Annotated in this window: 29 protein-coding genes, 2 tRNA genes and 1 pseudogene; 16 read left to right on the top strand and 16 right to left on the bottom strand. The window is 39.8% G+C overall.

From position 1 onward, the window contains the following. Positions 1 to 137: 137 nt before the first annotated feature. Positions 138 to 213 (bottom strand) — tRNA-Asn (locus B3J29_RS13440). Positions 214 to 449: 236 nt separating this feature from the next. On the opposite strand from B3J29_RS13440, the gene B3J29_RS13445 reads away from it, so the two are divergent. Then, positions 450 to 893 (top strand): hypothetical protein, encoded by a 444-nt coding sequence (locus tag B3J29_RS13445; RefSeq protein WP_034171231.1) that lies wholly within the window; start codon positions 450 to 452, stop codon positions 891 to 893. 12 nt (positions 894 to 905) lie between these two features. Here B3J29_RS13445 and B3J29_RS13450 read toward each other — a convergent pair whose 3' ends face one another. Beyond that, positions 906 to 1349: a PaaI family thioesterase gene (locus B3J29_RS13450; RefSeq protein ID WP_034706607.1), complete on the bottom strand. Its 444-nt coding sequence runs from the start codon at positions 1347 to 1349 to the stop codon at positions 906 to 908. A 151-nt stretch (positions 1350 to 1500) separates the two neighbouring features. On the opposite strand from B3J29_RS13450, the gene B3J29_RS13455 reads away from it, so the two are divergent. Both B3J29_RS13455 and B3J29_RS13460 read left to right on the top strand, forming a co-directional pair. Then, entirely contained in the window at positions 1501 to 1908 is a 408-nt protein-coding gene (locus tag B3J29_RS13455) for a GFA family protein (protein ID WP_286965828.1), read from the top strand. A gap of 426 nt (positions 1909 to 2334) precedes the next feature. Continuing rightward, complete coding sequence (locus B3J29_RS13460) at positions 2335 to 3597, top strand: MATE family efflux transporter (RefSeq protein WP_228761268.1); 1263 nt, start codon at positions 2335 to 2337, stop codon at positions 3595 to 3597. 44 nt (positions 3598 to 3641) lie between these two features. Here the strand turns inward: B3J29_RS13460 and B3J29_RS13465 are convergent, their stop codons facing one another. Both B3J29_RS13465 and map read right to left on the bottom strand, forming a co-directional pair. Next, complete coding sequence (locus tag B3J29_RS13465) at positions 3642 to 4877, bottom strand: pyridoxal phosphate-dependent aminotransferase (RefSeq protein WP_214002041.1); 1236 nt, start codon at positions 4875 to 4877, stop codon at positions 3642 to 3644. 253 nt (positions 4878 to 5130) lie between these two features. Continuing rightward, entirely contained in the window at positions 5131 to 5958 is an 828-nt protein-coding gene (map, locus tag B3J29_RS13470; RefSeq protein ID WP_004784494.1) for a type I methionyl aminopeptidase, read from the bottom strand. Between the two features lie 207 nt (positions 5959 to 6165). Here map and rpsB point away from each other — a divergent pair, with 207 nt between their 5' ends. From rpsB to B3J29_RS13485, 3 genes are all read left to right on the top strand, one after another. Next, positions 6166 to 6912 carry a 30S ribosomal protein S2 gene (gene rpsB, locus B3J29_RS13475; RefSeq protein ID WP_004784492.1) on the top strand — a complete coding sequence of 249 codons (747 nt, stop codon included), beginning with the start codon at positions 6166 to 6168 and terminating at the stop codon, positions 6910 to 6912. Between the two features lie 141 nt (positions 6913 to 7053). Continuing rightward, complete coding sequence (tsf, locus tag B3J29_RS13480; protein WP_004784491.1) at positions 7054 to 7929, top strand: translation elongation factor Ts; 876 nt, start codon at positions 7054 to 7056, stop codon at positions 7927 to 7929. A 75-nt stretch (positions 7930 to 8004) separates the two neighbouring features. Next, a complete protein-coding gene (locus B3J29_RS13485) occupies positions 8005 to 8511 on the top strand; it encodes a DUF3465 domain-containing protein (protein ID WP_214002042.1) in 507 nt (168 codons plus the stop codon). A gap of 45 nt (positions 8512 to 8556) precedes the next feature. Here B3J29_RS13485 and B3J29_RS13490 read toward each other — a convergent pair whose 3' ends face one another. The 7 genes from B3J29_RS13490 to B3J29_RS13520 all read right to left on the bottom strand — a co-directional run bounded on the left by B3J29_RS13490 (position 8557) and on the right by B3J29_RS13520 (position 14633). Further along, a complete protein-coding gene (locus tag B3J29_RS13490; RefSeq protein ID WP_005236656.1) occupies positions 8557 to 9012 on the bottom strand; it encodes a DUF962 domain-containing protein in 456 nt (151 codons plus the stop codon). Positions 9013 to 9244: 232 nt separating this feature from the next. Next, positions 9245 to 9859 carry a septal ring lytic transglycosylase RlpA family protein gene (locus B3J29_RS13495; protein WP_004784482.1) on the bottom strand — a complete coding sequence of 205 codons (615 nt, stop codon included), beginning with the start codon at positions 9857 to 9859 and terminating at the stop codon, positions 9245 to 9247. 289 nt (positions 9860 to 10148) lie between these two features. Continuing rightward, a complete protein-coding gene (gene mltB / locus B3J29_RS13500; protein WP_034171235.1) occupies positions 10149 to 11150 on the bottom strand; it encodes a lytic murein transglycosylase B in 1002 nt (333 codons plus the stop codon). 289 nt (positions 11151 to 11439) lie between these two features. Then, on the bottom strand, positions 11440 to 12093 hold the full coding sequence (locus tag B3J29_RS13505) for a hypothetical protein (protein WP_214002043.1): 654 nt from the start codon (positions 12091 to 12093) through the stop codon (positions 11440 to 11442). A gap of 19 nt (positions 12094 to 12112) precedes the next feature. After that, positions 12113 to 12928 carry an NADPH-dependent 7-cyano-7-deazaguanine reductase QueF gene (queF, locus tag B3J29_RS13510; protein ID WP_214002044.1) on the bottom strand — a complete coding sequence of 272 codons (816 nt, stop codon included), beginning with the start codon at positions 12926 to 12928 and terminating at the stop codon, positions 12113 to 12115. Further along, positions 12928 to 13701, bottom strand: coding sequence for an ABC transporter permease (locus B3J29_RS13515; protein WP_004784472.1), 774 nt, complete (start codon positions 13699 to 13701; stop codon positions 12928 to 12930). Before B3J29_RS13515 ends, queF begins: the two co-directional genes overlap by 1 nt. Beyond that, complete coding sequence (locus B3J29_RS13520) at positions 13698 to 14633, bottom strand: ABC transporter ATP-binding protein (RefSeq protein ID WP_004784471.1); 936 nt, start codon at positions 14631 to 14633, stop codon at positions 13698 to 13700. The genes B3J29_RS13515 and B3J29_RS13520 overlap by 4 nt, the downstream gene beginning before the upstream one ends. 179 nt (positions 14634 to 14812) lie before the next feature. Here B3J29_RS13520 and B3J29_RS13525 point away from each other — a divergent pair. Beyond that, positions 14813 to 14888 (top strand) — tRNA-Arg (locus tag B3J29_RS13525). 71 nt (positions 14889 to 14959) lie between these two features. Here B3J29_RS13525 and B3J29_RS13530 read toward each other — a convergent pair. After that, a complete protein-coding gene (locus B3J29_RS13530; protein WP_162835341.1) occupies positions 14960 to 15124 on the bottom strand; it encodes a hypothetical protein in 165 nt (54 codons plus the stop codon). 206 nt (positions 15125 to 15330) lie between these two features. Between B3J29_RS13530 and B3J29_RS13535 the strand changes: the two genes are divergently transcribed. The 3 genes from B3J29_RS13535 (at position 15331) to B3J29_RS13545 (ending at position 16829) form a co-directional block, all read left to right on the top strand. Then, positions 15331 to 15528 (top strand): hypothetical protein, encoded by a 198-nt coding sequence (locus B3J29_RS13535; protein ID WP_227504427.1) that lies wholly within the window; start codon positions 15331 to 15333, stop codon positions 15526 to 15528. 9 nt (positions 15529 to 15537) lie between these two features. Then, on the top strand, positions 15538 to 15984 hold the full coding sequence (locus B3J29_RS13540) for an outer membrane beta-barrel protein (RefSeq protein ID WP_228301754.1): 447 nt from the start codon (positions 15538 to 15540) through the stop codon (positions 15982 to 15984). 620 nt (positions 15985 to 16604) lie between these two features. After that, complete coding sequence (locus tag B3J29_RS13545; RefSeq protein ID WP_034171238.1) at positions 16605 to 16829, top strand: hypothetical protein; 225 nt, start codon at positions 16605 to 16607, stop codon at positions 16827 to 16829. Between the two features lie 265 nt (positions 16830 to 17094). Here the strand turns inward: B3J29_RS13545 and B3J29_RS13550 are convergent, their stop codons facing one another. The 3 genes from B3J29_RS13550 to B3J29_RS13560 form a co-directional block, all read right to left on the bottom strand. Continuing rightward, the gene (locus B3J29_RS13550; protein ID WP_175967799.1) at positions 17095 to 17445 is read right to left on the bottom strand and encodes a hypothetical protein; all 351 of its coding nucleotides are present in this window, start codon (positions 17443 to 17445) and stop codon (positions 17095 to 17097) included. A 206-nt stretch (positions 17446 to 17651) separates the two neighbouring features. Next, entirely contained in the window at positions 17652 to 18305 is a 654-nt protein-coding gene (locus B3J29_RS13555) for a hypothetical protein (protein ID WP_034171240.1), read from the bottom strand. An 87-nt stretch (positions 18306 to 18392) separates the two neighbouring features. Next, the gene (locus B3J29_RS13560) at positions 18393 to 19091 is read right to left on the bottom strand and encodes a 3'-5' exonuclease (protein WP_286965840.1); all 699 of its coding nucleotides are present in this window, start codon (positions 19089 to 19091) and stop codon (positions 18393 to 18395) included. Positions 19092 to 19440: 349 nt separating this feature from the next. Between B3J29_RS13560 and B3J29_RS13565 the strand changes: the two genes are divergently transcribed. The 3 genes from B3J29_RS13565 to rnk all read left to right on the top strand — a co-directional run bounded on the left by B3J29_RS13565 (position 19441) and on the right by rnk (position 22812). Beyond that, complete coding sequence (locus tag B3J29_RS13565) at positions 19441 to 20670, top strand: alpha/beta hydrolase (RefSeq protein ID WP_286965843.1); 1230 nt, start codon at positions 19441 to 19443, stop codon at positions 20668 to 20670. Between the two features lie 153 nt (positions 20671 to 20823). Beyond that, entirely contained in the window at positions 20824 to 22077 is a 1254-nt protein-coding gene (glyA, locus tag B3J29_RS13570) for a serine hydroxymethyltransferase (RefSeq protein WP_004784306.1), read from the top strand. Between the two features lie 330 nt (positions 22078 to 22407). Beyond that, positions 22408 to 22812, top strand: a complete 405-nt coding sequence (gene rnk / locus B3J29_RS13575) for a nucleoside diphosphate kinase regulator (RefSeq protein WP_034171243.1) — start codon at positions 22408 to 22410, stop codon at positions 22810 to 22812. 63 nt (positions 22813 to 22875) lie between these two features. On the opposite strand, the pseudogene B3J29_RS13580 reads toward rnk, so the two are convergent. After that, positions 22876 to 23364: pseudogene (locus B3J29_RS13580) on the bottom strand (TIGR00645 family protein). Positions 23365 to 23764: 400 nt separating this feature from the next. On the opposite strand from B3J29_RS13580, the gene B3J29_RS13585 reads away from it, so the two are divergent. Genes B3J29_RS13585 through B3J29_RS13595 form a run of 3 tightly spaced genes read left to right on the top strand, consistent with a single transcriptional unit; the run spans position 23765 to position 26661 of the window. Beyond that, positions 23765 to 24556 carry a tellurium resistance protein gene (locus B3J29_RS13585; protein WP_214002047.1) on the top strand — a complete coding sequence of 264 codons (792 nt, stop codon included), beginning with the start codon at positions 23765 to 23767 and terminating at the stop codon, positions 24554 to 24556. A 16-nt stretch (positions 24557 to 24572) separates the two neighbouring features. After that, positions 24573 to 25706, top strand: a complete 1134-nt coding sequence (locus B3J29_RS13590) for a toxic anion resistance protein (RefSeq protein WP_214002048.1) — start codon at positions 24573 to 24575, stop codon at positions 25704 to 25706. A gap of 37 nt (positions 25707 to 25743) precedes the next feature. Beyond that, complete coding sequence (locus B3J29_RS13595) at positions 25744 to 26661, top strand: hypothetical protein (protein ID WP_214002049.1); 918 nt, start codon at positions 25744 to 25746, stop codon at positions 26659 to 26661. Positions 26662 to 26884 lie beyond the last annotated feature (223 nt).

The following is a 26884-nucleotide window of genomic DNA, read 5'->3' on the forward strand; positions in this document are numbered from 1 at the left end:
TTCAAATGAGGACACGCCCTAGGTAAATAAAAGGGCAGAGTAAGAATATATAAGAGAAAAGAAGAATCGAATCATTTTATAAATGAAATTTCAGGCAATAAAAAAGCCCGCTTTAATGCTGCGGGCTTTCTTGAATTTGGCTCTCCCACCTGGGCTCGAACCAGGGACCTGCGGATTAACAGTCCGTCGCTCTACCGACTGAGCTATGGGAGAATCTGAATGCGATTATAGAGAGATTTCATCAAGGGTCAAGCAAAAACTGTCATATTTATTACAAATTGCACTTATCTGATTTTAATTTAAACGATTGCATTAATTTCTTAAAAAATGCTTGTCAGAACAAATTTCACTTGCTAGATTGAAAACATAAAGTCGTTTGACCAAATGGTCAAACAGTGTGGATTTAAACCTACTTGCCAGCACAAAAATGGCTAAACCGGAGAAAGCGAATGAATACGCTCACTATCCCTCAAATTTTCTCTCAACTGTCTTTTTATCAAGATCATTATCTCGAAATTATTCAAGATTCTGCTCAATACTTTACCCCTGTGGCTGGTGCAGAAATCCGTTTATGGCCCTTAGCGACTAAACAGTTATATCTGGGTGACTTGTTGCAACTATGGTTTGCAGAAAAGTGGCTGGTCGAAAAAGAACGCCAATTTAGTTTTGAGATTTTTCTGAACATGCCTGAAGCTCAGAAAAAAGATCTTTATATTTATGAGCTTGCTGGCAATCTTCTGACCGGATCGAACCAGTCTAAAGTGTGGCAAGCTTCTGCTAAAGAAACTCAGGTACTGAGTGTAGCGAATGTTTCTAAGCATTATTTCGAATATCGGGCATTGACCCAGCCGAAACTGGTAAAAGCACCGCAAGGGAAATGGGGCGTACTTTAAGCCTTAAACACGTTAATGGTCGGAATTGAGAAAAATCATGCAGGTTGCTGTGGCATGGGCATAAATACGGCCTTCGTCATCCAGAATTTGACCCTCAGAAATGCCTAGATTTTTACTGAGATTAATTGATTTTCCGATTGCTTTTAGTTCTTGGTTGTGAGGAATTGGACGGCACATTTTTACATTCAGATCAATTGTGCCATAACCGACACCGGCTTCAAGTAAAGTATGAATCGCGCAGCCTGTTACCGTATCTAAAACAGTTGCAGCAAAACCGCCATGTATACCTCCCATAGGATTCAGATGGCGTTCATCAGCTTTTACAACAAAGGTCACGTGTCCCGGTTCGACTTCGCTTGCAGACATGGGAATAGTGGTTGCCATAGAAGGCATAGGTAGGTCGCCCTTAAGCATCTCTTGCATAATCTGCAAACCTGAAAGATTCTTGAGATTCATAGCTTGTCCTTATTATTTTAAATACTGGATTTGAATGACAAGTTTAGGCAGATGGTGCTTCGATCAGCAATAAAAAATTGTATGAGGAAATGTACAAAGCCTTTTACTTATAATGAATCCGGTAAAATAATAATACCGAGGAAGAATAATCATGAAAGCGAGATGTTTATGCGGTGTGACTCGATTTGAAGTTCAGCTTAGAAGTTATGAAGTGGCCGCCTGTCATTGTTCCATGTGCCGCCACACAAGTGGGCCTTTCATGTCGATTGATATAGAAAATATTCACTTTATTGATCAGCAGCATTTATCTGTTGCAAGTACTTCTGAATGGGCAGAGCGTGGTTTTTGCAATGCCTGTGATACTTTTATTTTCTGGCGGACCAAAGATCATTCCTTTGCCAATATTAATGTATTTACTTTGGAGCAACTGCCAGAGGATCTGGATTTCAATTTAGAAATTTATATAGATCATCAGCCAGCATTTTATTCATTTAACAATCAAACCAAAAAAATGACAGAAGCTGAGGTCATTGCCATGTTTCAGCAACCTGATTCCTGAAATAAATATAATCAGATAAAGGAAGAGCAAGTCTGGTGATTTTATCTGATGAAAATAGTGATTAGCAGGTTCGTATTTCAAATAGCGTTCTACTTTTCATGTTGTGATCATTCTTTCTTTTTATTAAATTGTTAAACATTAGAATGAAAAACTCATAATTTCTGAGCTTAAAAAATTATTATTTTCTATAAGCGAACTGAAGATAGAGACTGAACTTTTTTATAAAAATCAATAAATATAAAGATTTATGGCACAAGGATTGTATGTGATTTCCACTGTATATCTCAGTTTTAAATAATTCAGTTTAAAAATAAAACCCGAGAAAAAAATTAAGAATAGAGTGATTTTGCAATGAAACAGTTTTTGCATCTTTGGGTGCCTATTTTTTTGAGTAATAGCATCATAATGTTGGCCGGAATATTTGACATGATTTTCCTGTCTCATTACTCACCGCAACATGTGGCTGCTATGGCTGTGTGTTTATCTATTTATTCTTTATTATTTGTTTCGGGGACGGGGATCTTGCAGGGTATGATGCAGGAACTTGCTGAAGCATATGGGCGACGTGCTTTTGATGATATTCAAAAAATCCTGAAACAGAGCATCCTTATTGTCGGTGTCCTGTCTGTCTTTGCAGGATGGTTATTGACTCATGCGGATCCATTGCTGCATTTATTAAAAGCAGATAGTGCATTACAGGCTTTGATTCAACCTTGTTTATGGTTACTGGCTTGGACGCTTCCAGCACATTTGTTAGTGCGTATTTTATATATTTTAACGCAAGCCTGTGGTCAGGCGAAGCGTGTATTCTATGCCAATATTTTTTATCTGATATTCAAAGTGAGTTTGGCTTATTGCCTGATTTTTGGGATTCAGGGTTATGTGCCCGCCTATGGGGTTGAGGGAGCTTTTATTGCTCATCTGACTGTTCAATGGGCACTATTAGTGGTCTATTACCTGATATTTCTGGAAAAGCAGTTGCGTGTGCACTGGTCGGGACAATTTTTCCATTTTAAGACTTTGCTAAAAATTTTAAGAATCGGCTTACCCTCAGCAATTGTCGTATTTATTGATGTCTTTACAATTAGTGCGATTGCATTATTGATCTTGCCTTTGGGGGAGATAATGGTGAATGCGCATCAAGTAGCGAGGGGTTTGGCTGGCCTGCTGTTTATGGTGCCATTTTCGATGAGCTCTGCCTTTAGCATTCTGGTCTCTACTAGGATTGGTGCAAATCAAGTGCAATCTGCCTGGGCTTTAACTTTTAAAGCGTTACGTGTGGTGGTTGCAAGCGCAGTTGTTCTGGCGGTCTTGATCGCAATTTTTCAGAAACCGATTGTGGCGCTATTTAGTGATCATACGGATGTGCTTACGGTGAGTCTGGCATTGATGTTCTTATTATGCTGGATGCATATTTTTGATGCGATTCTGGTGATTAGCGTCAATATGCTACGCTGCTGGAAAGTGGTGATCTTCCCCATGTTTATTTTTAGTGGTGTACTGCTATTAGGTGGATTGGGCGGAGGCTGGTATTTGGCTTATCATCCAGTGTCGCTCTTCAATCTCAATCTGGATGTTTCGGGAATAAGTGGTTTCTGGTGGATGCTGGCTATTTCCTATACCTTTGCCGCATTGATGTGTTTGCTTTGTTTGGCACTTAAATACCGTAAGCATCTACAAACTGCATAAAAAAACCCGCGATGATCGCGGGTTTTTTTATCTAATCAATTAGATTATTTCGCAGCTTTTTCAGCTTCGATCGAAGCAATCGCCTCATCAACGCCTTCGATAGAATCAGCAGCTTTTTTGATACGTGCAAGTGCATCAACTAATACTTCGTCAGCAGTTGCGTAAGAGATACGCATGAAACCACCTAGACCGAATGCATCGCCAGGAACGACTGCAACGCCAGTTTCTTCTAATAACCAAGCAGAGAATTCTGTGCAAGAGTTCAGACCTTTCGCACGAATCAATGGTTTGATGTTTGCGTATGCATAGAATGCACCATCAGCAGGTAGACAAGAAATACCTTTAATGTCATTCAAGCCATTCACAACTAGGTCATGACGACGTTTGAACGCTTCAACCATTGGTACAAGAACGTCTTGAGGACCATTCAATGCAGCTTCTGCAGCAACTTGTGAAATAGAAGTTGGGTTAGAAGTTGATTGAGACTGGATTTTTTTCATCGCACCGATCAGTTTAGCAGGACCTGCTGCATAGCCGATACGCCAGCCTGTCATTGCATAGGCTTTAGACACACCGTTTAATACGATAGTGCGGTCGTAAAGGTCAGGCGCAACAGTTGCGATGTTGTAGAATTCATCTTCCCAACGGATTGGTTCGTACATGTCATCAGATGCGATGAATACTTCTGGGTATTTACGCAGTACTGTTGCTAAAGCTTCTAATTCAGCTTTAGTGTAGATCATGCCAGTCGGGTTAGAAGGACTGTTTAATACCACTAGACGAGTTTTGTCAGTGATCGCAGCTTCTAATTGCTCAGGAGTAATTTTGAAACGTTGTTCTTCACCACATTTCACGATTACTGGTGTGCCTTCAGCAATGATCACCATGTCTGGATAGCTTACCCAGAATGGAGCAGGGATGATCACTTCATCACCTTTGTTTAACAAAGCAAGTGCCAAGTTAAAGAAAGACTGTTTACCACCACAAGAAACCAGGATTTGGTTCGCTTGATAATCAAGGTTATTGTCACGTTTTAATTTAGCAATAATTGCTTTTTTAAGACCTGGCGTACCATCAACAGCGGTGTATTTGGTGAAACCGTTGTTAATTGCTGCAATTGCTGCATCTTTGATGTGTTGAGGGGTATCAAAATCTGGCTCACCTGCGCCCAAACCAATAACGTTGTGACCAGCAGCTTTCAGTTCAGCAGCCTTGTTTGTCACAGCAAGCGTAGGGGACGGTTTGATGGCATTCACACGATCAGAGAGACGTACGTCCACGGCAGTATTCCTTCTTATAGGGATTAAAAAATAAAAAGCACATTATCTTAGCCTAAAATGGTGCACATTGGGCAAAAGAATTTGGAAAAATATACGAAAAAAATGCTGAATCAGTGCAACCTTATCTTGAACATCGATAGATAGTTTAGATAGACGGGAACTAAGAATATGCTTTGAGAATGAGAATAATAGGGGAAATATAAACTAAAAATGGCCACTTTAAAGTGACCATTTATATGAGGAAGTGTTGTTATTATGCACTAAAACGTGACAAATCTTCTTCAGGACGAGCAGTCAGCACTTCAATGCCATTTTTTGTTACTAAAAGAGTGTGCTCATATTGAGCTGATAATTTATGGTCTTTAGTGACCACAGTCCATTTATCACCCAGCAGTTTGGTTTGCCAAACACCAGCATTTACCATTGGTTCAATCGTAAAAGTCATACCTTCTTCAAGCACCATACCGGTATCTGGCTGACCATAGTGCAGCACCTGCGGTTCATCATGGAAAGTTGTGCCGATTCCGTGGCCACAATATTCACGAACAACGCTAAAACGTTCAGATTCAACATATTTTTGAATCGCATGACCAATATCACCAATCGTTGCACCTGGTTTCACTACCGCCATACCACGATACATAGCTTCTTGAGCGACTTTACATAGACGGTTTGCTAAAATTGAAGTTTCACCACCCACGATGTACATCATATTGGTATCCCCATGGAAACCATCTTTGATGACAGTGACATCAATATTTAAAATATCGCCTTTTTTCAGGATCTTGTTTTCAGATGGGATCCCGTGACAGACCACATGGTTTACAGATGTACAGATTGTATGCTGGAAAGCAGGGCGGCCAGGCGCTGCACCATAACCTAAACATGCAGGAATGGCATTCTGCACATTTACAATATAGTCATGACAAATCGTATCCAATTCCAGTGTTGTTACGCCGGGTTTGATATGCGGTTTGATCATATCCAACACTTCTGCAGCCAGTCGTCCAGCGATACGCATCTTTTCGATATCTTCTGCGGATTTGATTAAACGACGGGGAGCTTGATAAGTAGTGTTCATGATCTCTAAAAACTTTTGGAAATTTGTATGTGACTATGGTATAAATAGCCGCCCATTTTATCAAATGCTTTTTCGTGAATATATTTGCGAGGCTGATTGAATGGTGTATTAAAAATCCGCACATATATCGTCACATTACTCTGGGTGCCCGCAAGGGTGGAGAATGCGGATATATGGAGGCCTAACCCAAACTTTAAGGTAAAGAAAATGGCAGATTACAACGTAAGCATGCGCGACCTTCTACAAGCTGGTGCGCACTTTGGTCACCAAACTCGTTTCTGGAACCCAAAAATGCGTCAATACATCTTTGGCGCGCGTAACAAAATTCACATCATCAACCTTGAGCACACTGTTCCTGCGTTAAATGATGCTTTGAACTTCGCTAACCAACTGGCTAGCAAAAAGAACAAAGTTTTGTTCGTTGGTACTAAACGTGCTGCTTCTGCAATCATCCGTGAACAAGCTCAACGCGCTGGTCAACCATACGTAGATCACCGTTGGTTAGGTGGTATGTTGACGAACTGGAAAACTCTTCGCCAATCTATCAACCGTTTAAAAGACCTTCAAACTCAATCTCAAGACGGTACTTTCGCTAAACTTACTAAACGTGAAGCTTTAGAACGTAGCCGTGAGATGGAAAAACTTGAACGTGCTTTAGGCGGCGTTAAAAACATGGGTGGTTTACCTGACGCATTATTCGTAATCGATGTTGATCACGAAGCGATTGCAATCAAAGAAGCTAAAAACCTTGGTATTCCTGTAATCGGTATCGTTGATACTAACTCTAACCCAGACAACGTAGACTACGTTATTCCGGGTAACGACGATGCGATCCGTGCAGTAACACTTTATGCTTCTGCTATGGCTGATGCGATTCTTGCTGGTAAAGAATATGCTCAATCACAAGCAAATGCACAAGCTAAAGCAGAAGAAGCTCCTGCTTCTGAGGCTTAATGCGTTAGACGCTAGCTTGTCATTTTTGCGACACGTGATGGTGGCAAAGTAAGCGTTATGTATGCAGGCGGCCCATGAGAATCCTCTGGGCCGTTTCTGTTCTAAAAAGAATTCATTTTCTACCGAATTTAGGAGATAAACATGACTGCAGTTACAGCAAGCATGGTTAAAGAACTGCGTGATCGTACTGGTCTAGCAATGATGGAATGTAAAAAAGCTTTGACAGAAGCTGGTGGTGACATCGAATTAGCGATCGACAACCTTCGTAAATCTGGTCAAGCAAAAGCAGCTAAAAAAGCTGGTAACATTGCTGCTGACGGCGCGATCACAATTGCTCAAGAAGGCAATAAAGCAATCCTTCTAGAAGTAAACTGCCAAACTGACTTCGTTGCTAAAGACGAAAACTTTGCTGGTTTCTCTGCGAAAGTTGCTGCTGCTGCACTTGCTGCAAACGAAACTGATGCTGCTAAAATCGCTGAACTTAAACTTGAAGATGGCGCTACTGTAGAAGAAGCTCGTATTGCGCTAGTTCAAAAAATCGGTGAAAACATCCAAGTACGTCGTGCGAAAATTGTTGAAGGTGAAAACCTTGCTGTTTACAAACACGGTCTTCGTATCGGTGTTGTTGTATCTTACTCAGGTGATGCTGAAACAGGTAAAGGCTTGGCAATGCACATTGCTGCATTCAACCCGGTTGCTGTAAACGCTGAACAAGTTCCTGCTGACCTTATCGCGAAAGAAAAAGAAATCGCTGAAGCAAAAGCACTTGAATCTGGCAAACCAGCAAACATTGTTGAGAAAATGGTTGTAGGTTCTGTTGAGAAATACCTGAACGAAGTTGTTCTTGAGCGTCAACAATACGTAATCGACAACGACAAGAAAGTTGCTGAAGTTCTTAAAGCGACTGGTACTACTGTTGCTAACTTCGTTCGTTTCGAAGTGGGTGAAGGTATCGAGAAGAAAGCTGAGCTTTCTTTCGCTGAAGAAGTTGCTGCTGCTCAGGCTGCTGCAAAATAATTCGGTAACGGATTAGAAAAAAGCCCCGAATGGGGCTTTTTTTATGACTAAATAAAGAATAATCAAGGAGGAATTATGGCAAATAAAACCAATATAGGGATCGGGGCTGTCATTGCACTTTTGGTGGCTGCTTATTTAGGTCTGGATTTATCAGAATCTAAACAACAGACCAATACTTTTATACCTTCAGCAGAAATTGCGCTTCAAGAGCAGACTAATGTTCAAAAAAGTACGCATAAGCTTTCTGATGATACCCAGCGTATAGAGCAAGCTTACCAGCACAGACAAAGTGATCTTCAGGTTCAAGCGAGTGGTAAGGTGGTAGTGTTATTGAAAGATGATAATGAAGGTTCCCGTCATCAGAAATTTATTCTGGAATTATCCACTGGTCAAACTGTATTAGTTGCGCACAATATTGATCTGGCGCCACGCATCCAGAATATTCAAAATGGTGACCAGGTTGTGTTTTTTGGTGAGTATGAATATAGCGACAAAGGTGGGGTGATTCATTGGACCCATCATGATCCATCCAATAAGCACATCAGTGGTTGGTTAAAACACCAAGGAAAAACCTATCAATAAGGGAATTTTCCTTGGTTTTATAAATGTAATGATATTACATACGCTTTAAGCGCACTGTATTGCCTCAGATTGACGAGATTTCCATTTAGGTAGGACTTTGCCTAAATAGGCATCCATGCACCATAACGGGCCAATGAGAAGGAATTGAAGGTCTTTGAAGAAAGAAGGCTTTTTACCTTCAACTTTATGTCCATAAAATTGCCCAATCCAGGCAAAAACAAACAAGGCAATAAAGAAGCCGATACCTACAGGTAAAACCCAGATGAACCAAGCCATCATCAGGGTTAGCGCTGCCATTGCTACAGCCAGTACGATGTCTAAACGTGCATAAAACACAAAAGCCAGAACCAGGAGCAGAGCAGTCAGTAAAGCGCTAAAGTGCGCCATGATGCCAATAATGGAAAAATAGATGGTAGGCACGCAGACCCAATGGATCAGTTTGTTGGTTTTGTTTTGATGACTTTCACTATATTCATCTAACCATTCGGATATTGTTTTCATTCTATCGCTCCCATCCATGAACGTACTGTCGGTTTTCAAAATATAAAACAGTTTGGAGGTATGGTCAAAATGAAATCGATAGTGGGTTGATAAGGGTTAGAGAAAGCTTATACCTGAATGGAATAACATCGACAGTATTAAGGATAAAAGCAAGTCGAATGCTTGCTCTACATCACCAAATAAAAAAGCCACATGACTGTGGCTTTTGAGTTAAATGTAGAGCGGTCAAATCTTATGAGTTTGGACCATCTACACGCTCAATATTGACATGTGCAGTACCAGCATTGGTAATACCAAGCTGTTTAGCAGCACCGTAAGATAAATCTAGAACACGGTTGCCATGGAATGGACCACGGTCATTCACCTTCACAACAACACTCTTACCATTGTTTTTGTTAGTCACGCGGATAAAGCAGTTTAATGGCAGGCTACGGTGTGCAGCAGTCATTGCATTCATATCGAATGTTTCACCACTGGCAGTTTTACGGCCATGGAACTGACGACCATACCAAGATGCTGTACCTGTCTGACTGAATTTACGAACTGTGTTTGAAGCAACATTGTTCAGTTTCTCAATCACTGAAGGCTCTTCTGCAGGAATTGCAATTTTTGCTGCAATAGTTTGACGACGAACTTTATCGCCAGAACGCTCAGTGATTGAAAGGCTGTTCAAATTTGTGAAATTTGAATTGAAGCTTTGAGCTTCTTTGTTTAATACACGCGCTGCAAGACGCGAATTGTCATGATCATTATTGAATGATGATGACTGAACCATATCTGCTTGCGATTGCGTTAGGGTAACGGTCGCGGCGATGGCCATAAAATACTTCAGAAAAGAAGAATGCATTGAATCAACTCCTAACAGCATGTTTCATTAGATTGGACCTAAGTAGCTGATAACCCTATAAACATGCCTGATATTTAACTTATGCAACTACATTTAACGAATTGGATAATATTCATGCTGGCAACTGGCTGTCTAGTGTTTAATTAAAATAGTTAAAAAAAGTACGCAAAATAAACAATGAGTGATTAAAAAATAATCAATATTGTAACAAAGCGTAAAAAATGCCTAAAATTTAGGCATTTTGTTTAATAAAAATCTTGACTTTAATAATATGTAGTAATTTTTACTGTTATCGGTTCGTAATTTCTGTACCTAAAAGCCACAATGCAGTGGCATACATACGACTACGATTGTACGTGGTAATCACTTGAAAATTCGGAAAAGTAATATAGTAAATCGGTCCGTAATTTTCTTGTAATTGAATGACATTGACCATATCAAGATCATCAACACGAACAATCGGATTCATCGGACTGATCCCTTGGGTTTTGATTACTCCATAAGGCGTTGGCTGTGTGAGATCCTTGGCGATGACAGAATCAGGATTCGAACCGCTATAACGGGCAGGAAAGGCAATTGGCTGATCTCGTTGCCAGCCATTCTGAGCCAGATAGTTTGCAATTGAACCAATCGCATCTACCGCAGAATTACGTAGATCGATATGGCCATTACCATCATAGTCGACCCCATACTTTGGAATATTACTTGGCATAAACTGCGGATAGCCGACAGCACCTGCATAAGAACCGACGATTGAGGATGCTGACACACCATCCTTATATGACCATGCGATCAATGCCGCCAGTTCATCCTGGAAGTATTGCGCACGACGTTCATAACCAAAGCCAAGAGTTGCCAGTGCATCACGGGTCACAAATGAACCCTTGTTGCTGCCAAAACCGGTCTCTACCCCCAAAATACCCAGAATGATCGATTGTGGTACACCAAACTGCTGCTCAGCGCGATTTAGTGTTGCAGCATATTGCTGCTTGAAACGTACACCACGTTGAATCGTGCCTTCTGACAGAAAATTGGTCTTATAGGCATACCAGGGCTTACTTTCACCTGGACGATTCATGATATTGATAATATTTGGAAGATTTTTTGCTCCCGTCATTGCACTGTCTACTTGCTGAGCACTTAGACCATAGGTCTGCATGGTATTCTGCTTGAAACTGGCATAAGAGGGATGATATTGAAAATCGTTGGCCAGGCTTAAACTACTGAGTCCGAATGCACTGACAAGGATCGAAAGCTGCTTCAATTTTTTATAAAAATTCGATTTCAACATCTTAGTATGATTTCCAATTTTTTGGTAGGTTTGTGGCTATGTCATTTGAATCGTGCCATGAAAAAGATCAATTCACTTTTCTCAATTTTCTGGCATTAAAGGCAATATTAAAGATAACATTCTGATGAATAGGAGTCATATAAACTCCCTTAAAAACAGGAAAAGGTTGGTTGTTTTTTCAGCATTTTGTATTTTAGTTCACAATAACTGTAACAAGCTATTTCTTAAGCCACAAAAAAGCCTGACCGAAGTCAGGCTTAATCTGCATTTTTTGATTAAATATGCGGCTTTATTCAGTAAAGAATAAAGTGTCGTGATATTCTGCCATTGCCTGCAATTCATCCTTATTTAAATTCAGGATGATTTTATCTGCTGCAATATTAATCGCCTTGATTACTGCTGAAGCACCAATATCAGCAGCCTTGCGTTTGATCATGCCTAAATCTAAGGTTTTATTAAAGTCGACCATAAAATAACGTACAGTCGCTTCACCAAATTGTTTGTACAAATTGCTGAGACTTTGTTTATCGACACTTTGGCCAGCTTTTAATTCTGCATAATGGTGTTTTAGATTGGTGACCAGATTGGCATCTACAGGTTCACCAATACGGAAATTTCCTTCCGGATCTTTAAACAGGCTGCGTTCAGAGAAAGCGATCGACTCCTTGACGACTTCATTTGGTGCTTTACCCAGTAACTGTTTGAGTAACACTGCTACAGTAGACTTGATATAGCCCGCCAATTTTTCTGCCGTATCGCGTTTTTCGCTTGCCGGAAAACGGCGTACCAGTTCCGTGAGAATTGCATCAATAATTTCATCATTAATCATTAATGCAGTTTTATCACGCAGTGGATAAAGCGGTTCACTCGAGTTTTTATTTTTCTGTGCAGTCTGAATTGTATTTAATAGTTCTGCAGAAGGAATAAAACCAAAAAAAGGCATTTTTAAACCTCAATGTTTTTTATTGTCGCGCTAAACGAATAGGGCGAGGCATCCATGTGGAATCCGATACACGACAAGGGTTGATATCCAATCCACCACGGCGTGTATAGGTCGCATATACCATCAGCTTTTCCGGTTTCAGATTTTGCCAGATATCGGCAAACATCTGTTCCACGCATTGTTCGTGAAAACCGTTGTGCTGACGATACGAAATAATATAAGCCAAAATACTCTTATAACAAGGTTTTTTGCCCTGATAGCGTATAAATACTGTACCCCAGTCCGGTTGTCCAGTGACTGGGCAGTTACTTCTCAATAAATGTGAATAGAGTTGCACTTCGATATTTTCATCGCTGTGCCGATCTAAAGACAATAAAGAAGCATCTGGATGATTTTCCAGGCGTTCCGGAGTCAGGTCATCAATACAGATACCTTCAGGCTTGGAAATTTCCAGTTCATCAACATAGAAAAGATCCAGTGTGATTTCAGCACCGGCAGCTTTTGAGAGGTCTTTTTCTACAGTTGTAATAAAGGCCTCTTTCGAATCAAACTTGGCAAAGTTCAGACTATTGAAATATAGCTTTAAAGATTTTGATTCAATGAGATTTGGGGAAAATGCTGGCAGGGTAATTCGACCAATTGCCACTTGAGGTACGCCGGCAGTATTTAACCAAGAAATTTCAAATACATGCCACCAGTCTTTACCTTGCTGAATAGCTTCAACATGGGCATATTTTTCACGGGCAGGTGCACGGGAAATCGGGAACAAAATATCGGGTTGATACTCTGTTGGGTAGTTGGTGTCTTTACCAAGGAGAGAATGTTCTACACTCATTATTCACGCATTCCTGAACCACGAGACAATAAATAGTAAGCAATACCGTAAAGCACGGCACACCAGAAAGTAATCACGACCAATGAAATGGAAACATTGACATCACTATGACCTAAAATGCCGAAACGGAACGCATTGACCATATACACGATCGGGTTAACTAAAGAGAGATTTTGCCAGAACGGACTTAAGGCTGAAATCGCATAAAATACACCGCCTAAATAGGTCAGTGGTGTAAGTACAAAAGTCGGGATGATCGAAATATCATCAAAAGATTTGGCATAGACAGCATTAATAAAACCGCCTAGAGAGAATAATAGCGAGGTAATGAGTACTGTATATATAGTCACAAACCAGTTAGTAATATAAAGGTCTGCAAAAAACAGGCTCATGGCACTGACAATAATCGCTACAAACAAACCACGAATCACCCCACCCAATACATAACCCCATAAAATGGCATGTAAAGGTACCGGGCTCATGATCAGCTCTTCAATACTTTTTTGAAATTTTGAGCTAAAGAAGCTGGAGGAGACGTTGGCATAACTGTTGGTAATCACCGCCATCATGATCAGACCGGGGACAATAAACTCCATATAGCTATAGCCGCCCATTTCCCCAATACGTGAACCGACCAGATTACCGAAGATCACGAAATATAGACTCATGGTAATTGCTGGTGGCAGTAGAGTTTGTGGCCAGATCCGCATAAAGCGGCGAACTTCTTTATGAACGATGGTATATAAGGCGACGCCGAGCTGATTTATATTCATTGTGCAGCTCCATCCAGATTTTTCTCGACCATTTTCACAAACAGTTCTTCTAAGCGATTTGACTTGTTACGCATACTGCGTACTTGAATATTCTGAGATTCCAGTAACTGGAACAGGTCATTCATGCTATGAGCTTTATCCAGTGTCACTTCTAGGGTCATTGGATCAACTAAATTAAATTTCACACCAATAATTTCAATATTTAATGGCTCAATAGGCGCAGCCAGATCGAAGATAAAGGATTCTTCATTAAGCTGATTCAGGAAGTTCTTCATGGTGGTATCTTCTTTGATCACACCACGGTCGATAATCGCAATCCGACGACACAACATCTCTGCTTCTTCCAGATAATGAGTCGTCAAAATAATAGAAGTACCATTATTGTTCATTTCATTAAGAAAATCCCACATGGAACGACGTAATTCGATATCCACACCGGCGGTCGGTTCATCCAGAATCAATAATTTTGGTTCATGCATCATCGCACGGGCGATCATCAGGCGACGTTTCATACCACCTGAAAGCATGCGAGCTTGAGTAGCGCGTTTTTCCCAAAGACCCAGTTTATTTAAATATTCTTCAGCACGCGCTTGAGCAATTTTTTTAGAAATACCGTAATAACCAGCTTGAGTGACCAGAATATCAAAGGTCTTTTCAAACTGGGCGAAGTTAAATTCTTGGGGTACTACGCCTAAACATTGTTTGGCTTCTGAAGGATGGGTATCCAGATTGTGACCAAAAATCTCAACAGTTCCAGAGGTCTTTCTTGTTAATGAACTGATAATACCAATAGTAGTGGACTTGCCCGCGCCATTAGGTCCTAACAGGGCATAGAATTCACCTTCAGGTACAGTTAAGTTGATTCCTTTAAGTGCCTGAAAACCATTTCCATAGGTCTTCGACAAATCCCTTAATGTCAGCGCATCAGTCATAGAGATCTCAAATGGTGAAAAGTTGAGATATTGTGAGTGATCTTGCAAAATAAACCAAGTCATTCACACGGAATTCTCTGTTGCTGTTTTGGCACACTGTATAAAGGATAGGCATAAAAATAACGAAGTTATAGATAGTTGCTTTACCTTATGCGAATTTTTGTTATGATGTGCATCGCGCGCTCATAGCTCAACTGGATAGAGTACAGGTCTCCGAAGCCTGTGGCGTGGGTTCGAGTCCCGCTGAGCGCACCATCATTTTATTAATTCACTTACCTCATTAGACTAAAAAAACAATTCCAGATTTATAAAATAAATTATGGATTCTATTCCTCTTCATCCTGATGTTTTTGACGTATTTGATCTCTTTTCACCTGAGGGTCTTGATCTACGCCTAACTGACCGCGTTGAATCTCTCGATCTTGTTTCTCTTGTGGATCTAACTCTTCTTCTGGAAACTCTTCATTCAGTTCTTCATCTGGTTTAGCCATCGGGAATTACCTCTTGGAAATATAAGTAGTAATGTCTGTAGAAGATGCTCTTGGACCTCTTATTCTATAAAAGTGGGTGAATTACATTGTTGTATTTATAGTTTGTTTAATCTCATAAATTGTTGTTTCTATAAATAGATGTGCTGAGTAGTTTTTCTATCAAAAAAATTAGTATCTTATGCTCACAATAAAAATGAGATATAGATATGAAAAAATTATTATCCATTGGGTTAATGATTGGGGCTTCTTCAGTTGCTGGAGCGAATACACCTTTAGCTATTCAATATGGTAATCCTGCTCCAAAAGATAAAGCAGTTATTACGACTACACCTTATTATGCTCAAGAAAACCTAATAAGTCAGTACTCTTTAGCTTTTGGTTACGCCGGTTCAAAAATAGGGTAAGACAGCTTTTTGGGTACTGAATCATTCGATGGGCTGTTTATTAATGGTGAATATCAATCCCATCCGACGACCAGCTTATGGGCCGAATACAAATTTCAAAGCTCAGATATTGATTACAATCAAGTTACAATTGGGGTAAAAAATAAATTTCTGGAAAATGATCAGTTTTATTCAGCAATTTCTATAGGTCTGGGAATGAGCTGGGTAGATGAAAGTGAAACGGATGCAGATCTTGGTCGAGTCGATCTGGAATTGGATTATTTTACAATTCCTGTTGCCTTGGAAGTCGGTTATAAAATTGCTCCTGAAGCAGATTTATTTGGATCTTTTGGTTATCAATGGATGTTTAACCGTGATGCCAAGATTTGTATGAATGGCGCATGTGTCTCTGGCAAGAGTGATGATCTGGACTTGAATGGGGTTACTTATCAATTTGGTTTTCGCTATTACTTTTAGTGGCTAATCAATGGCCTTAATAGCGAACTCTTTTACTTAAGATTTAAAATTGTATCTAGCTAAAATTATTCATTTTTCACATAAATAAAGAATATTTTTATTAAAATTTAAATAGGTAGGATATAGAGATTGAAAAGAATAGAGTTGTTTGTAGTGCTCTATTGATCCAGCCAAAATATTCTAATCTGCTTTTGAAAAAGCACAATTTAAATATTGTATAAGTCTTCTTTTAGAAGTGTAAAAGTGTATTGTAGGTAAAAAAAATCCTGCTATATTGAACTCATGGTAGGTCATAAAACGAAACGACGCTACCAATAAGTTGGACGGATCAATGACAGTTAGTTGAGCTCGAACTTAGGTTCAGGCAATAAATCTAGCACTAGCCATCCAACACAGAGCCCGCAGCGATGCGGGCTTTTTAATGCAAAATTTTAAGCGAGAGTTATTAATAATTTCGATTCTTTTATTTGTATAGCACATTCTTCATTAGCGACTATATATAGTCGATAAAAGGTGCTCGCTAAAAAATCTTACATATTCGTTTGAAAGCCTTTCAAATAACTATGTTATAAGAATTCAGACAAGCAAATTTAATAATGCCAATAAAGGGAGGTATGACGATGACAGAAGGTTTAATTGAAGTGCAAGTCAAAAACCAGTATGGCAAAACCCTGAATGTAAAAGCATTACTACGTGCCGGTGCTCAGCATAGTGATCCGTCCCAGCGTTTGGAACAGCAAGTCGAATATATTGTAGTGGATGATGAAATTATCAGACCAACAATTGAACTGTTATTTGCCAGTGAGCAGACCGACTGCATCTATCGTGTTTTGGATGCTAAATAAGGATCCGGGATTCATTAAGCTGCTTTATGACGTTTAAAGAAAGATATAGCTCATCCAATGATGAGCTTGATTTTGATATCTTAGTTCACTTCTTTATCAAATTGTTTGATGCAGAATACAAACTGATAAATTTAATTCAAAGAGATTGGATAAATTCCTATCATTGCTCAGTTTTATCATTTTTTTATATTAAATAATATCAAACTATCTATATAGATGATCTAAATTAATTTCTTCGAAAATACGCTCTAAGAAAAGCATTATTTCAGAAAACTTTTAATGTGACATTTACATCATAACGACCAAATTCTTCCAGAATCTGCTGAAGCGTCTGTTGTCCCAATGCATCTGCAGCTGCAATTTGTACTTCCTGATTGGTCTTGCTGTCAAAGCATTCAATCGTCTGAATCAGCCATTGATGTTCATAGGCAGTTTTCTCAATCAGTATGCGACGTGGTTGCAGCGCATCACTGATCTGGCGAGGCAAGACATACGTGATCGCCAACTGAATATGTTCTAGTTCATCGGCAGCACTGACAAAAGTAATGACCCAGTTTCCCACCTTGCTCAGTTGCATGGGATTATCAAAGGCATCGAATTCAAGATAGTGTTGCATAAACGTGGGAAGAATAAAAAGTAATACATTCTATATGGCTTTAAATCCTTAATATAGCTATGCATCTATAGTCGAAAGTAAATGAATAAAACTACTTTTGTATGAATTAAAATTATATTTTTCAATTAAATAGAAAAATTTTTTCGCCGGATTTATTCATCTTTAAACTTAAGATAGACTTAAAAAGACTGAATCTATGAAGAGTTTTAAGCCTGAGCACGCAACATGGATAAAGCATGGCTAATTTGCTTGAACAGTTGGTTTAACTCTTGTGAAGGCATGCGGCTTTCCTGGAGAAGTGTCAACCATTGCACCTGACAGACTTTTAAGGCATTGATATCTGGTGCCTGAGCAATATTTTGAATGTGTTGATTGGCCAATAAGCCACAGTATTTTTTTAAACTGTCTAGCATCAAGCTGCGTACCTGTTCTTGGTTGAGTGCTATATAGGTAATGTCAGCAGGTACGTCAGGCACGTGGGTCGTGGCAACTAATGTCGTGGTAATCGGCGCTTCAAGATCGGCAGATGGGGCAGGACTGGTGATTGAAGTCTGAATATTTGATTCAGGAAAGTGTGGAAATGAGGCTTTTACTGAGTTATTAGCAGGCGCTGAAGTTTGTGCTGACTCTGTACCGACTGCTGCATTTGAAGTCTCTAACTCTTGTACTTCAATCAGTCCTATATCACACAATTGTTGCAGCAAATCATGTGGTGCAATACGCGCTTTAAACTGAGGTGTGAGTAAATCAAAATCTTCAGTGCCAATTAAAACCAAAAGACGTCTTTGACGTGCATTAAGCTCGACATTACGATGTTGAAGAACATGTAGACCCTTTGCAGTTTTTGAATAGCGCATCATACCTGAATGCCTTATATACAGAATTCAGGTAGATGCTAATATTAGAAAATTACACTAATATGAAGATGCTGTTAAATTTACTTAAAATTAAAGAGTTGTAATTGCAGTATTTTCTAAAGCCTTACGCAGATAAGGATCGAGATCCTCCTGACGAAGCAGCCATTGCACATAGTCAGCAGGCAGTTCAGCAATCGCAGTGCCACGATGCTTGCCAAAATTGATGGTACGTGGAATACGCGCATCTTCAGAAGCTTCATATAGTTCTTCAATACTGCTGATTTTCAGGTGATGCACAATATGCATCAGGATATTCGCAGTCAGAATAATATCCATATCAGCACGATGCGCTTTACGGATCATTTCACGGGCACGGTCGCTGCCACGGGTGATCATATAAATCAGGGCAGAGATATTGTGGGCCTCAGCATCTGGCCAAACTCGGCGGGCGAGGGTAAGGGTACAAATTGCTTTAATATTCGATGAATCGACGCCACATTTTTCTAGGGCACGAATATCATAATCAATATTATGGCCTATGATATAAGTAGTTTCTTGCGGGAGTTCAAAGCTGCTGTAGTGCGGTTGTCCTTCCAGATCAGATTGCAGAATATGATGCACGGCCATGGCTGCAAAAGAAATCGGTTCATCACAGCTATAGAGCTGATCAAACAGTCGGCTTTTATCCAGACTAATTTTATGGTCTATGATCTCTATAGGCGCATAGGCAATTTCAATGGGTTGACCATTCAAGGTATGAGTTTCAGTATCGAGAATGATAGCCTGCATGACGGAAATATGCCTGAAAAAAGTGGATATCAAAATCTAACATTATTATTTCAATCCTGACAGTTGAAATGCCGGATTTTAACTTTAATTGCAGACTTTTTGACTGATATAGAACATTTGTAATCTACACTTATAAATAAAAGTTTTCAAAGTTTCTGTAAATATTTCCAGAACTTAAATTTATCATGTCGGAATGGTCATAAATTAAATTGCTATTTATTAGAAAAATAACAAAATAATCTCTTGTAATTAATGAAATAACTTGGGAAATTATTCTCTAGTTTTATCAACGGATAAAGATAAAACTTTAAAATCATGAGAGATAATAATTAAGACAAGGATAAGATCGATGAAACGTCATGTATTGACTGGTTCTCTACTCGCACTAAGCATAGCTTTAACTGCATGTAATGATAGCGATGATAATCGTTATTATGAATCCAAACCCGCTATTCCCGTGAATAATATCGACAATCCGGTTGTAGCAACGCCTGTGGCTTATACCGAAACGGACCTGACAGCTGTTGCCGATGAAAGCGTGGTTATGACTTATAAGATGTTAGGTATCAATAATAACGAAACCCAAGCGACGGCACTGCTTTTCACTCCAAAAGGAACACCTCCTGCGAAAGGTTGGCCGATAGTGGCCTGGGCACATGGTACGACGGGTGTGGCCGATCAGTGTGCACCAAGTCGCAATGAAATAAATCCTTATATCAAAAATATGATTGCCGGATTCCTTCAAGCGGGATATGTGGTCGTTGCACCTGATTATGAAGGCTTAGGAGAGCCGAGTGGCACAGAACTTCATCCTTTCCTTAATCTTAAGAGTGAAGCTTATTCAATTACCGATGCTGTAGTCGCAGCAAAAGACTATTTAGGTTCGGATGCCTCGAATCAATGGATGGCTGTGGGACATTCTCAAGGTGGTCAAGCGGCTTTAGGTGCTGCTCAATATGCAGCACGTGCTTCTCAAATGACTTATAAAGGTACGGTAGCTTTAGCTCCTGCTTCTAATTTCAGTCTAATTCTGGCAGGTGGAGAGGCTCAAGCTGGACAAGAACCAGATCTGAATAAAAAGATTCAAACTCTAGCATCTTTAGATACTTTTACCGCGCTGATCGCCGCGGGATTGCGTAATCCGAATCCAAATTTGCAATATAGTCAGGTCTTTAAAACACCAACAGATGAGATTGCCAAGAATGCTGAAACAGACTGTTATGATGTATTGGGCAAAAAATTCGGTACGGCAATGGGAGCTTATGCTCAAACCAATGGAAATCTAGAAGGATATTCGCGTACTCAAGCTAATTTTATGAGTATTCCAGTAGTGAAGAATTTCCTGGATAAAGACTCTCAGCCTTTACAGGTTAAAGTGTCTACACCTGTGATTATTTATCAGGGAGAGGCGGATAGTACTGTTCCAAAGGCTGCAACTGATGTTTTAGTGAGCTTAGCGAATCAGAAACAAACCTCGGTACGATATATTACGGATGGTTCATGGGATCATGGTAGCGTCTATGCACTGAATATTGCTAATATTATTTCAGATGTAAAATCTCTAATGCCAATTCAATAACTTATTTTTATCTCTATAGCTCATGTTTTTTAAGCATGAGCTATTTTTATTGCAAACTGAATAAAGTTCATGATCGAAATTGGCAAAGTTCATGTTACAATACGCGCCAATCTTAGCACGGCTTAAAAGCCCTAATTTAATAGGACCTCGCTAATGTTTGCCAATATCTCTATTGCTGAATTTGATCCAGAAATCGCTCAAGCAATCTCTAACGAAGATGCTCGCCAAGAAGCGCACATCGAGTTGATCGCTTCTGAAAACTATTGCTCACCAGCAGTAATGGAAGCTCAAGGATCAAAACTCACTAACAAATATGCAGAAGGCTACCCAGGCAAACGCTACTATGGCGGTTGTGAATATGTAGATGTCATTGAACAATTGGCAATTGACCGTGCTAAAGAATTATTTGGTGCTGATTATGCTAACGTTCAGCCACATGCTGGTTCTCAAGCAAACTCTGCAGTTTATTTAGCGCTGCTTAATCCAGGCGACACAGTATTGGGTATGAGTCTGGCTCACGGTGGTCACTTGACTCACGGTGCGAAAGTAAGCTTCTCAGGTAAAACTTATAATGCAATTCAATACGGTCTGAATCCAGAAACTGGTGAGATCGATTATGAAGAAGTTGAACGTTTAGCTGTAGAACACAAACCACGTATGATCGTAGCTGGTTTCTCTGCATACAGCCAAATCGTAGATTGGCAACGTTTCCGTGACATCGCGGACAAAGTTGGCGCTTACCTGTTTGTAGATATGGCTCACGTTGCTGGTCTGGTTGCTGCTGGCGTTTACCCAAGTCCAGTTCAAATTGCTGACGTAACAACTACGACTACTCACAAAACTCTTCGTGGTCCTCGTTCAGGTCTGATCCTTGCGAAAGCAAACGAAGAAATCGAGAAAAAACTTCAATCAGCTGTATTCCCGGGTAACCAAGGTGGTCCTCTGGTTCACGCGGTTGCTGCTAAAGCAATCTGCTTTAAAGAAGCAATGGCACCTGAATACAAAGCATACCAACAACAAGTGGTTAAGAATGCTCAAGCTATGGCTGAAGTTCTAATCGAACGCGGTTATGACGTTGTATCTGGCGGCACTAAAAACCACCTGTTCTTGTTGTCTCTGATCAAACAAGACATCACTGGTAAAGATGCTGACGCTTGGTTAGGTGCTGCTCACATCACTGTGAACAAAAACTCTGTACCAAACGACCCACGTTCTCCATTCGTGACTTCAGGTATCCGTATCGGTACACCTGCTGTAACGACTCGTGGTTTCGGTGAATCAGAAGTTCGTGAACTTGCTGGTTGGATCGCTGACATCCTTGATGCTAAAGGCGATGAAGCTGTAATCGCTGCGGTTAAAGAAAAAGTTGCTGCTGTTTGCGCTAAATTCCCTGTTTACGCAAAATAAGCCTAACTTGAGAAAAGCCCCCTCAAGGGGGTTTTTTTTATTGGGTGATATTTTTTCTGACTCATCTTCTGTTGCCCACTTTTATGATCAGTTGAAAGAGGAGATAAAATCCTATATATAAAATATTCATCCTTTTATAAAACAAAGTTGAGAAATACAGATCCTATAAATCTGATTTCGAAAAGAGTATTGAGTTTTTCTAAAACTGGTTACATTCTTTGAAAAACAGCTTTATAAGTTGAGTTAAGACACAATTTTTTTAGCAGCTAAAAAAAGATTTTTTATATTTNNTAAAGACTATTCAATCATTCATTAAACAAGGTAGTAAGAATGGCTAAACCAAAAATTATTTTATCTGAACAGGATGTGGAGCGTCTCGAAACCATGCTTGAAAATCAGGACAAGCTCAGTGAGACCATGCTTCAACTGGAAGATGAACTGGCTCGTGCTGAAGTGGTCAAGCCAGAGGACATGCCAAGCAATGTGGTGACCATGCATGCGCGTGCATTGCTGACGATTGCACCATCAACGGAGCCTGTAGAAATTACCCTAGTCTACCCACATGAGTTTAAAGGTGAAAAAGGGCAGGTGAATGTCGTAGCACCGATTGGAACTGCAATCTTGGGCCTGGCAGAAGGACAGACCATTGAATGGCCACAACCTGATGGCCAGTTGATGAAAGTTACGATTGAAAAGGTGCTGTATCAGCCGGAACGAGAAGGTGACTATCTATAATTTTTTAGTTAATTCGCCGATATAAAAAGGCCCCTATAATCGGGGCTTTTTAATATCCATGTTTTAATGCTTGGTGAGTTTATCCAGATAACCCATAATAAATGCAGAAATCACAAAAGTCAGATGCATGATGATGTACCACATGATTTTGTCATTCTCGACGTTACGAGCATCCATAAAAATACGTAGTAAATGAATCGAAGAAATAGCTACGATGGAAGCCGCAACTTTGAGTTTAAGAGAATTGGCATCCATAGTGCCGAGCCAGTTCAGGCGGGTTTTATTTTCATCAATTTTGAGTTGTGAAACAAAATTCTCATAACCTGAAAACATCACCATCACAATAAGTCCACCAACCATGGTCATATCAACCAGGGATAGAATTACCAAGATTAGGTCAGCTTCAGTATATTCAAAAATATGCGGCAGAACATGAATCACTTCCTAAAAGAATTTTAAGGCCAGTAATAATAAAGCGAATGATAAACCAAAATAGACAGGAGCTAAGATCCAGCGTGCGGCATACATCGTATTATGAAAAAAACGTTCCATTTTATTCTCAGGTTACCTACTTTATTGTTGATCTTGATCATAAATAATTCATGCTTAAAATTCGAGAATTATTTATGTTTTATAATGCCTTATAAGTATTCTTAAGTTTAAAAAAGCTTAATTAAGACCATAAATTAACTTGGCATTTATTGTGCTTATCCTTATTTAGTTGGTTATTAGCCTATTTGAGGCCGATGAAAAAGGTTCTAGAGAGAAACAGCAGGTTATAGTCAAAATAATTTGTACAAAAAATGGCTGTATGCCAAACTTAATTCCAACAATATCTTCAACTTATATAAAGAAAATTCTATGGCCTGAAGCATTCCTTTGCAAAATGCTACATGTTATGTTGAATGAAAAGACGTACTATAAAAATCGAATTCATTGAGTTTAAAGGGCCATGTCACAGATAGATGTTTTGATTCCAATCCAAGACATTGCAGTAGAGCAGAGCGAGATTCTAAGTATCAAGCGCAACGAACTTGTGCCTTTACTCCACGACCAATACAAGCTGAATCATTATGCTGACCCACTTATTCAGGCACAGTCCGTACTATTAAATGGGGTAGATCCGCATCTGACCCAACAACTGAGCCATACTATTGAACAGCTGATTCACATGTTGGCTCAATCAAAAAAATATCTGAAAAAACGTAAATTTAATGCCTTACAGAAATGGCTGGGTATTGATCTGGACTATGGCTCAAGTCAGGTTGAATACTATAAAAAACTGGACTATTTATTGGATCAGGCAGATCACCTTAGCCGTAAGTTGCAAATTGAAATCCAGAAATCCCAATCGCGATTTCAGCAACTGATCGGTTTACGTGAGCAAATGGCCAAGCATATTGTGGCAGCAGAAGAATTTTTATCTGAATATCCGCAGTTTGTCAGGAATCAGCATCCACTGGATAATTTTTCTGAGCGGCTGTCAAAAAAGGTGCATACCTTAAGAACCTTGCAAAGCAGTAATGACATTGCCATTACCCAGATGCAACTGTTCCAGCAACTGTCTTATAGCCTGCTGGATCGATTTAAAGAAGCACAACAGGTGCTGATCCCAGCCTGGCAATATCATGTCAAACAAAGCCAGACGAAACACTCGACAAGTGATCTGGAAAAACTCGATAATAGCCGGGACAATCTGATTAAAACGTTAAAAAAGTCACTCGAGAAACCCTCGAATACATAACAATATAAGGTGAAACATGACCAAATCTGATGTAGTAAATTTACCTGTCGAAAGCTCAACTGAACTGACTGAACAGAAGTTCCAGCAAATGGATCTGAAAGAGCTGGGCTTGCAGCCTGCCGATTTTCAGGAGGTTTTGGCAGCACGTAAAGAACTGCAGAATATGAGTCATAATAGTGTGGCCGAATATGGCAAAAATATAGCCACCAAAACTTCAAGCTATACCGATGAATTGCTGAATCTGGTACAGAACAAAGAGCTGGATGCAACCGGCCAAAAGCTGAATCAGGTGGTGCAGGTGGCACAGCAACTGAATACCAGCAGTATCTTGAACAAGAAAAAAAGTTCGGGATTTCTTGGCAATATCATCAGCAAATTTAAGGGTGTGAAAGATAATTTTGACTCCCATTTCAATACCACCAAAGAACAGATTGATGTGCTGGTCAAGGAAATTGAAACTTCACAATCCGGATTAAAAGCACGCGTTGATACGTTAGATAAAATGTTCGATGGGGTGCAGGAAGAATATAAGCAGCTGGGTATTCATATTGCAGCTGGACATTTACGTGAACAGGAATTGCAGCAGGAAATTGCTGCGCTCACAGCCTTGCCACAAGATCAGAGCACCACGCAAAAAATCTATGACCTAAATCATCTGGCCAATAATCTGGAAAAACGCATCAGTGATTTACAGGTATTGCAGCAATCTGCGATGCAGACTTTGCCAATGATCCGCATTATCCAATCCAATAACCTGATGCTGGTGGATAAATTCTATGCCATTAAAAATATCACATTGCCAGCATGGAAAAACCAGATCAGTCTGGCCATTTCCCTGAATGAACAAAAGAACAGTGTACAGCTGGCCAATACCATTGATGATGCGACCAATGAGCTTTTACGCCGTAATGCAGATTTATTGCATCAGAACTCGGTCGATACGGCAAAAGCCAACCAGCGTTCTGTTATTGATATTGAAACGCTTGAACATGTGCAAAATACCCTCATTAAAACTGTTAATGATGTGATTCAGATCCAGAAAGAAGGTGTACAGAAACGCACTGAAGCGACGGTACGTTTAAGAGCCTTGCAAGATAATCTGAATCATTTGGTGATTGAATCAAGTACCAGTGGATCTAAACCCAACTAAATCCAGTAGGGCCAAGATCTAAAAAAAGGAGTAGAGATTGCCGCCCTTACATGAATATGCTGTAAATCCTCAGGAAATCAAGCAAGGGGTCGTCGCACTCAAAAAGCGTCAACGTAATTTGATGCTTTTGGGACTGACTACCTCTACGGTCTGTATCGCATCCGTGATAGGCCTATTCTTTCAGCAGGAACTGGTTTATGGCTTTTTTGGCCTGAGTACTCAGCTTCAACAGCTGCATTTACCAGTTAGCGTCGATGCTAATCTGGCCAGTATTGGGGATAGTCCGGATTATTTCTTTGCTCTATTAAGCTGGTTTGGCTGGCTGATTCTGAAAATCTTTGCTTCTTTTATTGGTGCATTTTTTCTGGTTGGATTGCTGAAGAAGTTTCATTTCTTCTATGTGCGCTTTCAGTCTTTCATATTGAAGTTTGTAGGCTGGCTGATTTCTTTTATCGTAATCTGGTCAGGACTGACTTATTGGCAATATGACCTGAGAAATGACCGTGAAGATGTTTATCAGCAAGTGGTCTATTACGATAGTAATATCAATGATAGCGAAGTGGCACGTTACCTGGTTGATTCCGATATTGCTTCACCGGTGAAATCTTATTTACTCGCCCAAACAGCACTCTTGCATAAACCCGTTGATTTGTCTGCAGCCCGACCTTATGTCGCACAAGTGGTCGAGGCAGAGCGGCAGGATAACAAGTTTGAACAATACGGATTTAAACCGGAACAGATCTGGACCATGCAGCAACAGGTCTATGGTAAAAGCCTGACGCCTGTGGCACAAAGTGTAGATCGTCAAGCCCAGCAAGCCGAACAAGTCAGCAAGATTACCAATGTCATCATTATTGGCATTGTCATCTTATTTGCCTTGCTTAGCTTAATTATATTTGTATTAGCCAATTCAATTAAGGGGCGTTCGCTACGTATTGAACAGCGAATCTTCTAAACTTAAAAATGCTCCTATAAAAGGAGCATTTTTATTTTCCAATCAATATTCGATTTCTTTGAGCCAGAGCAAGAAGCTTAGGGATAATAAAAAATAAAATGAGGGAATGATTTATGATCCAAAAAAACGATCAAATTTATAAGAACAAACTGTTTTATCTATTTATCGATTTGGCTTAGTATCTACTTATCGAATGAATTCTTACTCCCTTGGAGACGTTAGC

Source organism: Acinetobacter sp. UBA5984 (assembly GCF_002429925.1).
Classification (GTDB): domain Bacteria; phylum Pseudomonadota; class Gammaproteobacteria; order Pseudomonadales; family Moraxellaceae; genus Acinetobacter; species Acinetobacter variabilis.

Excerpts from the sequence above, each read along its gene's own strand:
- tsf (WP_004784491.1), top strand. The coding sequence starts at position 7,054 with ATGACTGCAGTTACAGCAAGCATGGTTAAAGAACTGCGTGATCGTACT.
- map (WP_004784494.1), bottom strand. The coding sequence starts at position 5,958 with ATGAACACTACTTATCAAGCTCCCCGTCGTTTAATCAAATCCGCAGAA.
- B3J29_RS13450 (WP_034706607.1), bottom strand. The coding sequence starts at position 1,349 with ATGAATCTCAAGAATCTTTCAGGTTTGCAGATTATGCAAGAGATGCTT.
- queF (WP_214002044.1), bottom strand. The coding sequence starts at position 12,928 with ATGAGTGTAGAACATTCTCTCCTTGGTAAAGACACCAACTACCCAACA.
- B3J29_RS13490 (WP_005236656.1), bottom strand. The coding sequence starts at position 9,012 with ATGAAAACAATATCCGAATGGTTAGATGAATATAGTGAAAGTCATCAA.
- B3J29_RS13455 (WP_286965828.1), top strand. The coding sequence starts at position 1,501 with ATGAAAGCGAGATGTTTATGCGGTGTGACTCGATTTGAAGTTCAGCTT.
- B3J29_RS13535 (WP_227504427.1), top strand. The coding sequence starts at position 15,331 with ATGAAAAAATTATTATCCATTGGGTTAATGATTGGGGCTTCTTCAGTT.
- rnk (WP_034171243.1), top strand. The coding sequence starts at position 22,408 with ATGGCTAAACCAAAAATTATTTTATCTGAACAGGATGTGGAGCGTCTC.
- B3J29_RS13550 (WP_175967799.1), bottom strand. The coding sequence starts at position 17,445 with ATGCAACACTATCTTGAATTCGATGCCTTTGATAATCCCATGCAACTG.
- B3J29_RS13520 (WP_004784471.1), bottom strand. The coding sequence starts at position 14,633 with ATGACTGATGCGCTGACATTAAGGGATTTGTCGAAGACCTATGGAAAT.
- B3J29_RS13505 (WP_214002043.1), bottom strand. The coding sequence starts at position 12,093 with ATGCCTTTTTTTGGTTTTATTCCTTCTGCAGAACTATTAAATACAATT.
- B3J29_RS13445 (WP_034171231.1), top strand. The coding sequence starts at position 450 with ATGAATACGCTCACTATCCCTCAAATTTTCTCTCAACTGTCTTTTTAT.
- B3J29_RS13530 (WP_162835341.1), bottom strand. The coding sequence starts at position 15,124 with ATGGCTAAACCAGATGAAGAACTGAATGAAGAGTTTCCAGAAGAAGAG.
- B3J29_RS13560 (WP_286965840.1), bottom strand. The coding sequence starts at position 19,091 with ATGCAGGCTATCATTCTCGATACTGAAACTCATACCTTGAATGGTCAA.
- B3J29_RS13555 (WP_034171240.1), bottom strand. The coding sequence starts at position 18,305 with ATGATGCGCTATTCAAAAACTGCAAAGGGTCTACATGTTCTTCAACAT.
- B3J29_RS13565 (WP_286965843.1), top strand. The coding sequence starts at position 19,441 with ATGAAACGTCATGTATTGACTGGTTCTCTACTCGCACTAAGCATAGCT.
- mltB (WP_034171235.1), bottom strand. The coding sequence starts at position 11,150 with ATGTTGAAATCGAATTTTTATAAAAAATTGAAGCAGCTTTCGATCCTT.
- B3J29_RS13495 (WP_004784482.1), bottom strand. The coding sequence starts at position 9,859 with ATGCATTCTTCTTTTCTGAAGTATTTTATGGCCATCGCCGCGACCGTT.
- B3J29_RS13585 (WP_214002047.1), top strand. The coding sequence starts at position 23,765 with ATGTCACAGATAGATGTTTTGATTCCAATCCAAGACATTGCAGTAGAG.
- B3J29_RS13460 (WP_228761268.1), top strand. The coding sequence starts at position 2,335 with ATGATTTTCCTGTCTCATTACTCACCGCAACATGTGGCTGCTATGGCT.
- B3J29_RS13545 (WP_034171238.1), top strand. The coding sequence starts at position 16,605 with ATGACAGAAGGTTTAATTGAAGTGCAAGTCAAAAACCAGTATGGCAAA.
- glyA (WP_004784306.1), top strand. The coding sequence starts at position 20,824 with ATGTTTGCCAATATCTCTATTGCTGAATTTGATCCAGAAATCGCTCAA.
- B3J29_RS13590 (WP_214002048.1), top strand. The coding sequence starts at position 24,573 with ATGACCAAATCTGATGTAGTAAATTTACCTGTCGAAAGCTCAACTGAA.
- B3J29_RS13485 (WP_214002042.1), top strand. The coding sequence starts at position 8,005 with ATGGCAAATAAAACCAATATAGGGATCGGGGCTGTCATTGCACTTTTG.
- B3J29_RS13515 (WP_004784472.1), bottom strand. The coding sequence starts at position 13,701 with ATGAATATAAATCAGCTCGGCGTCGCCTTATATACCATCGTTCATAAA.
- rpsB (WP_004784492.1), top strand. The coding sequence starts at position 6,166 with ATGGCAGATTACAACGTAAGCATGCGCGACCTTCTACAAGCTGGTGCG.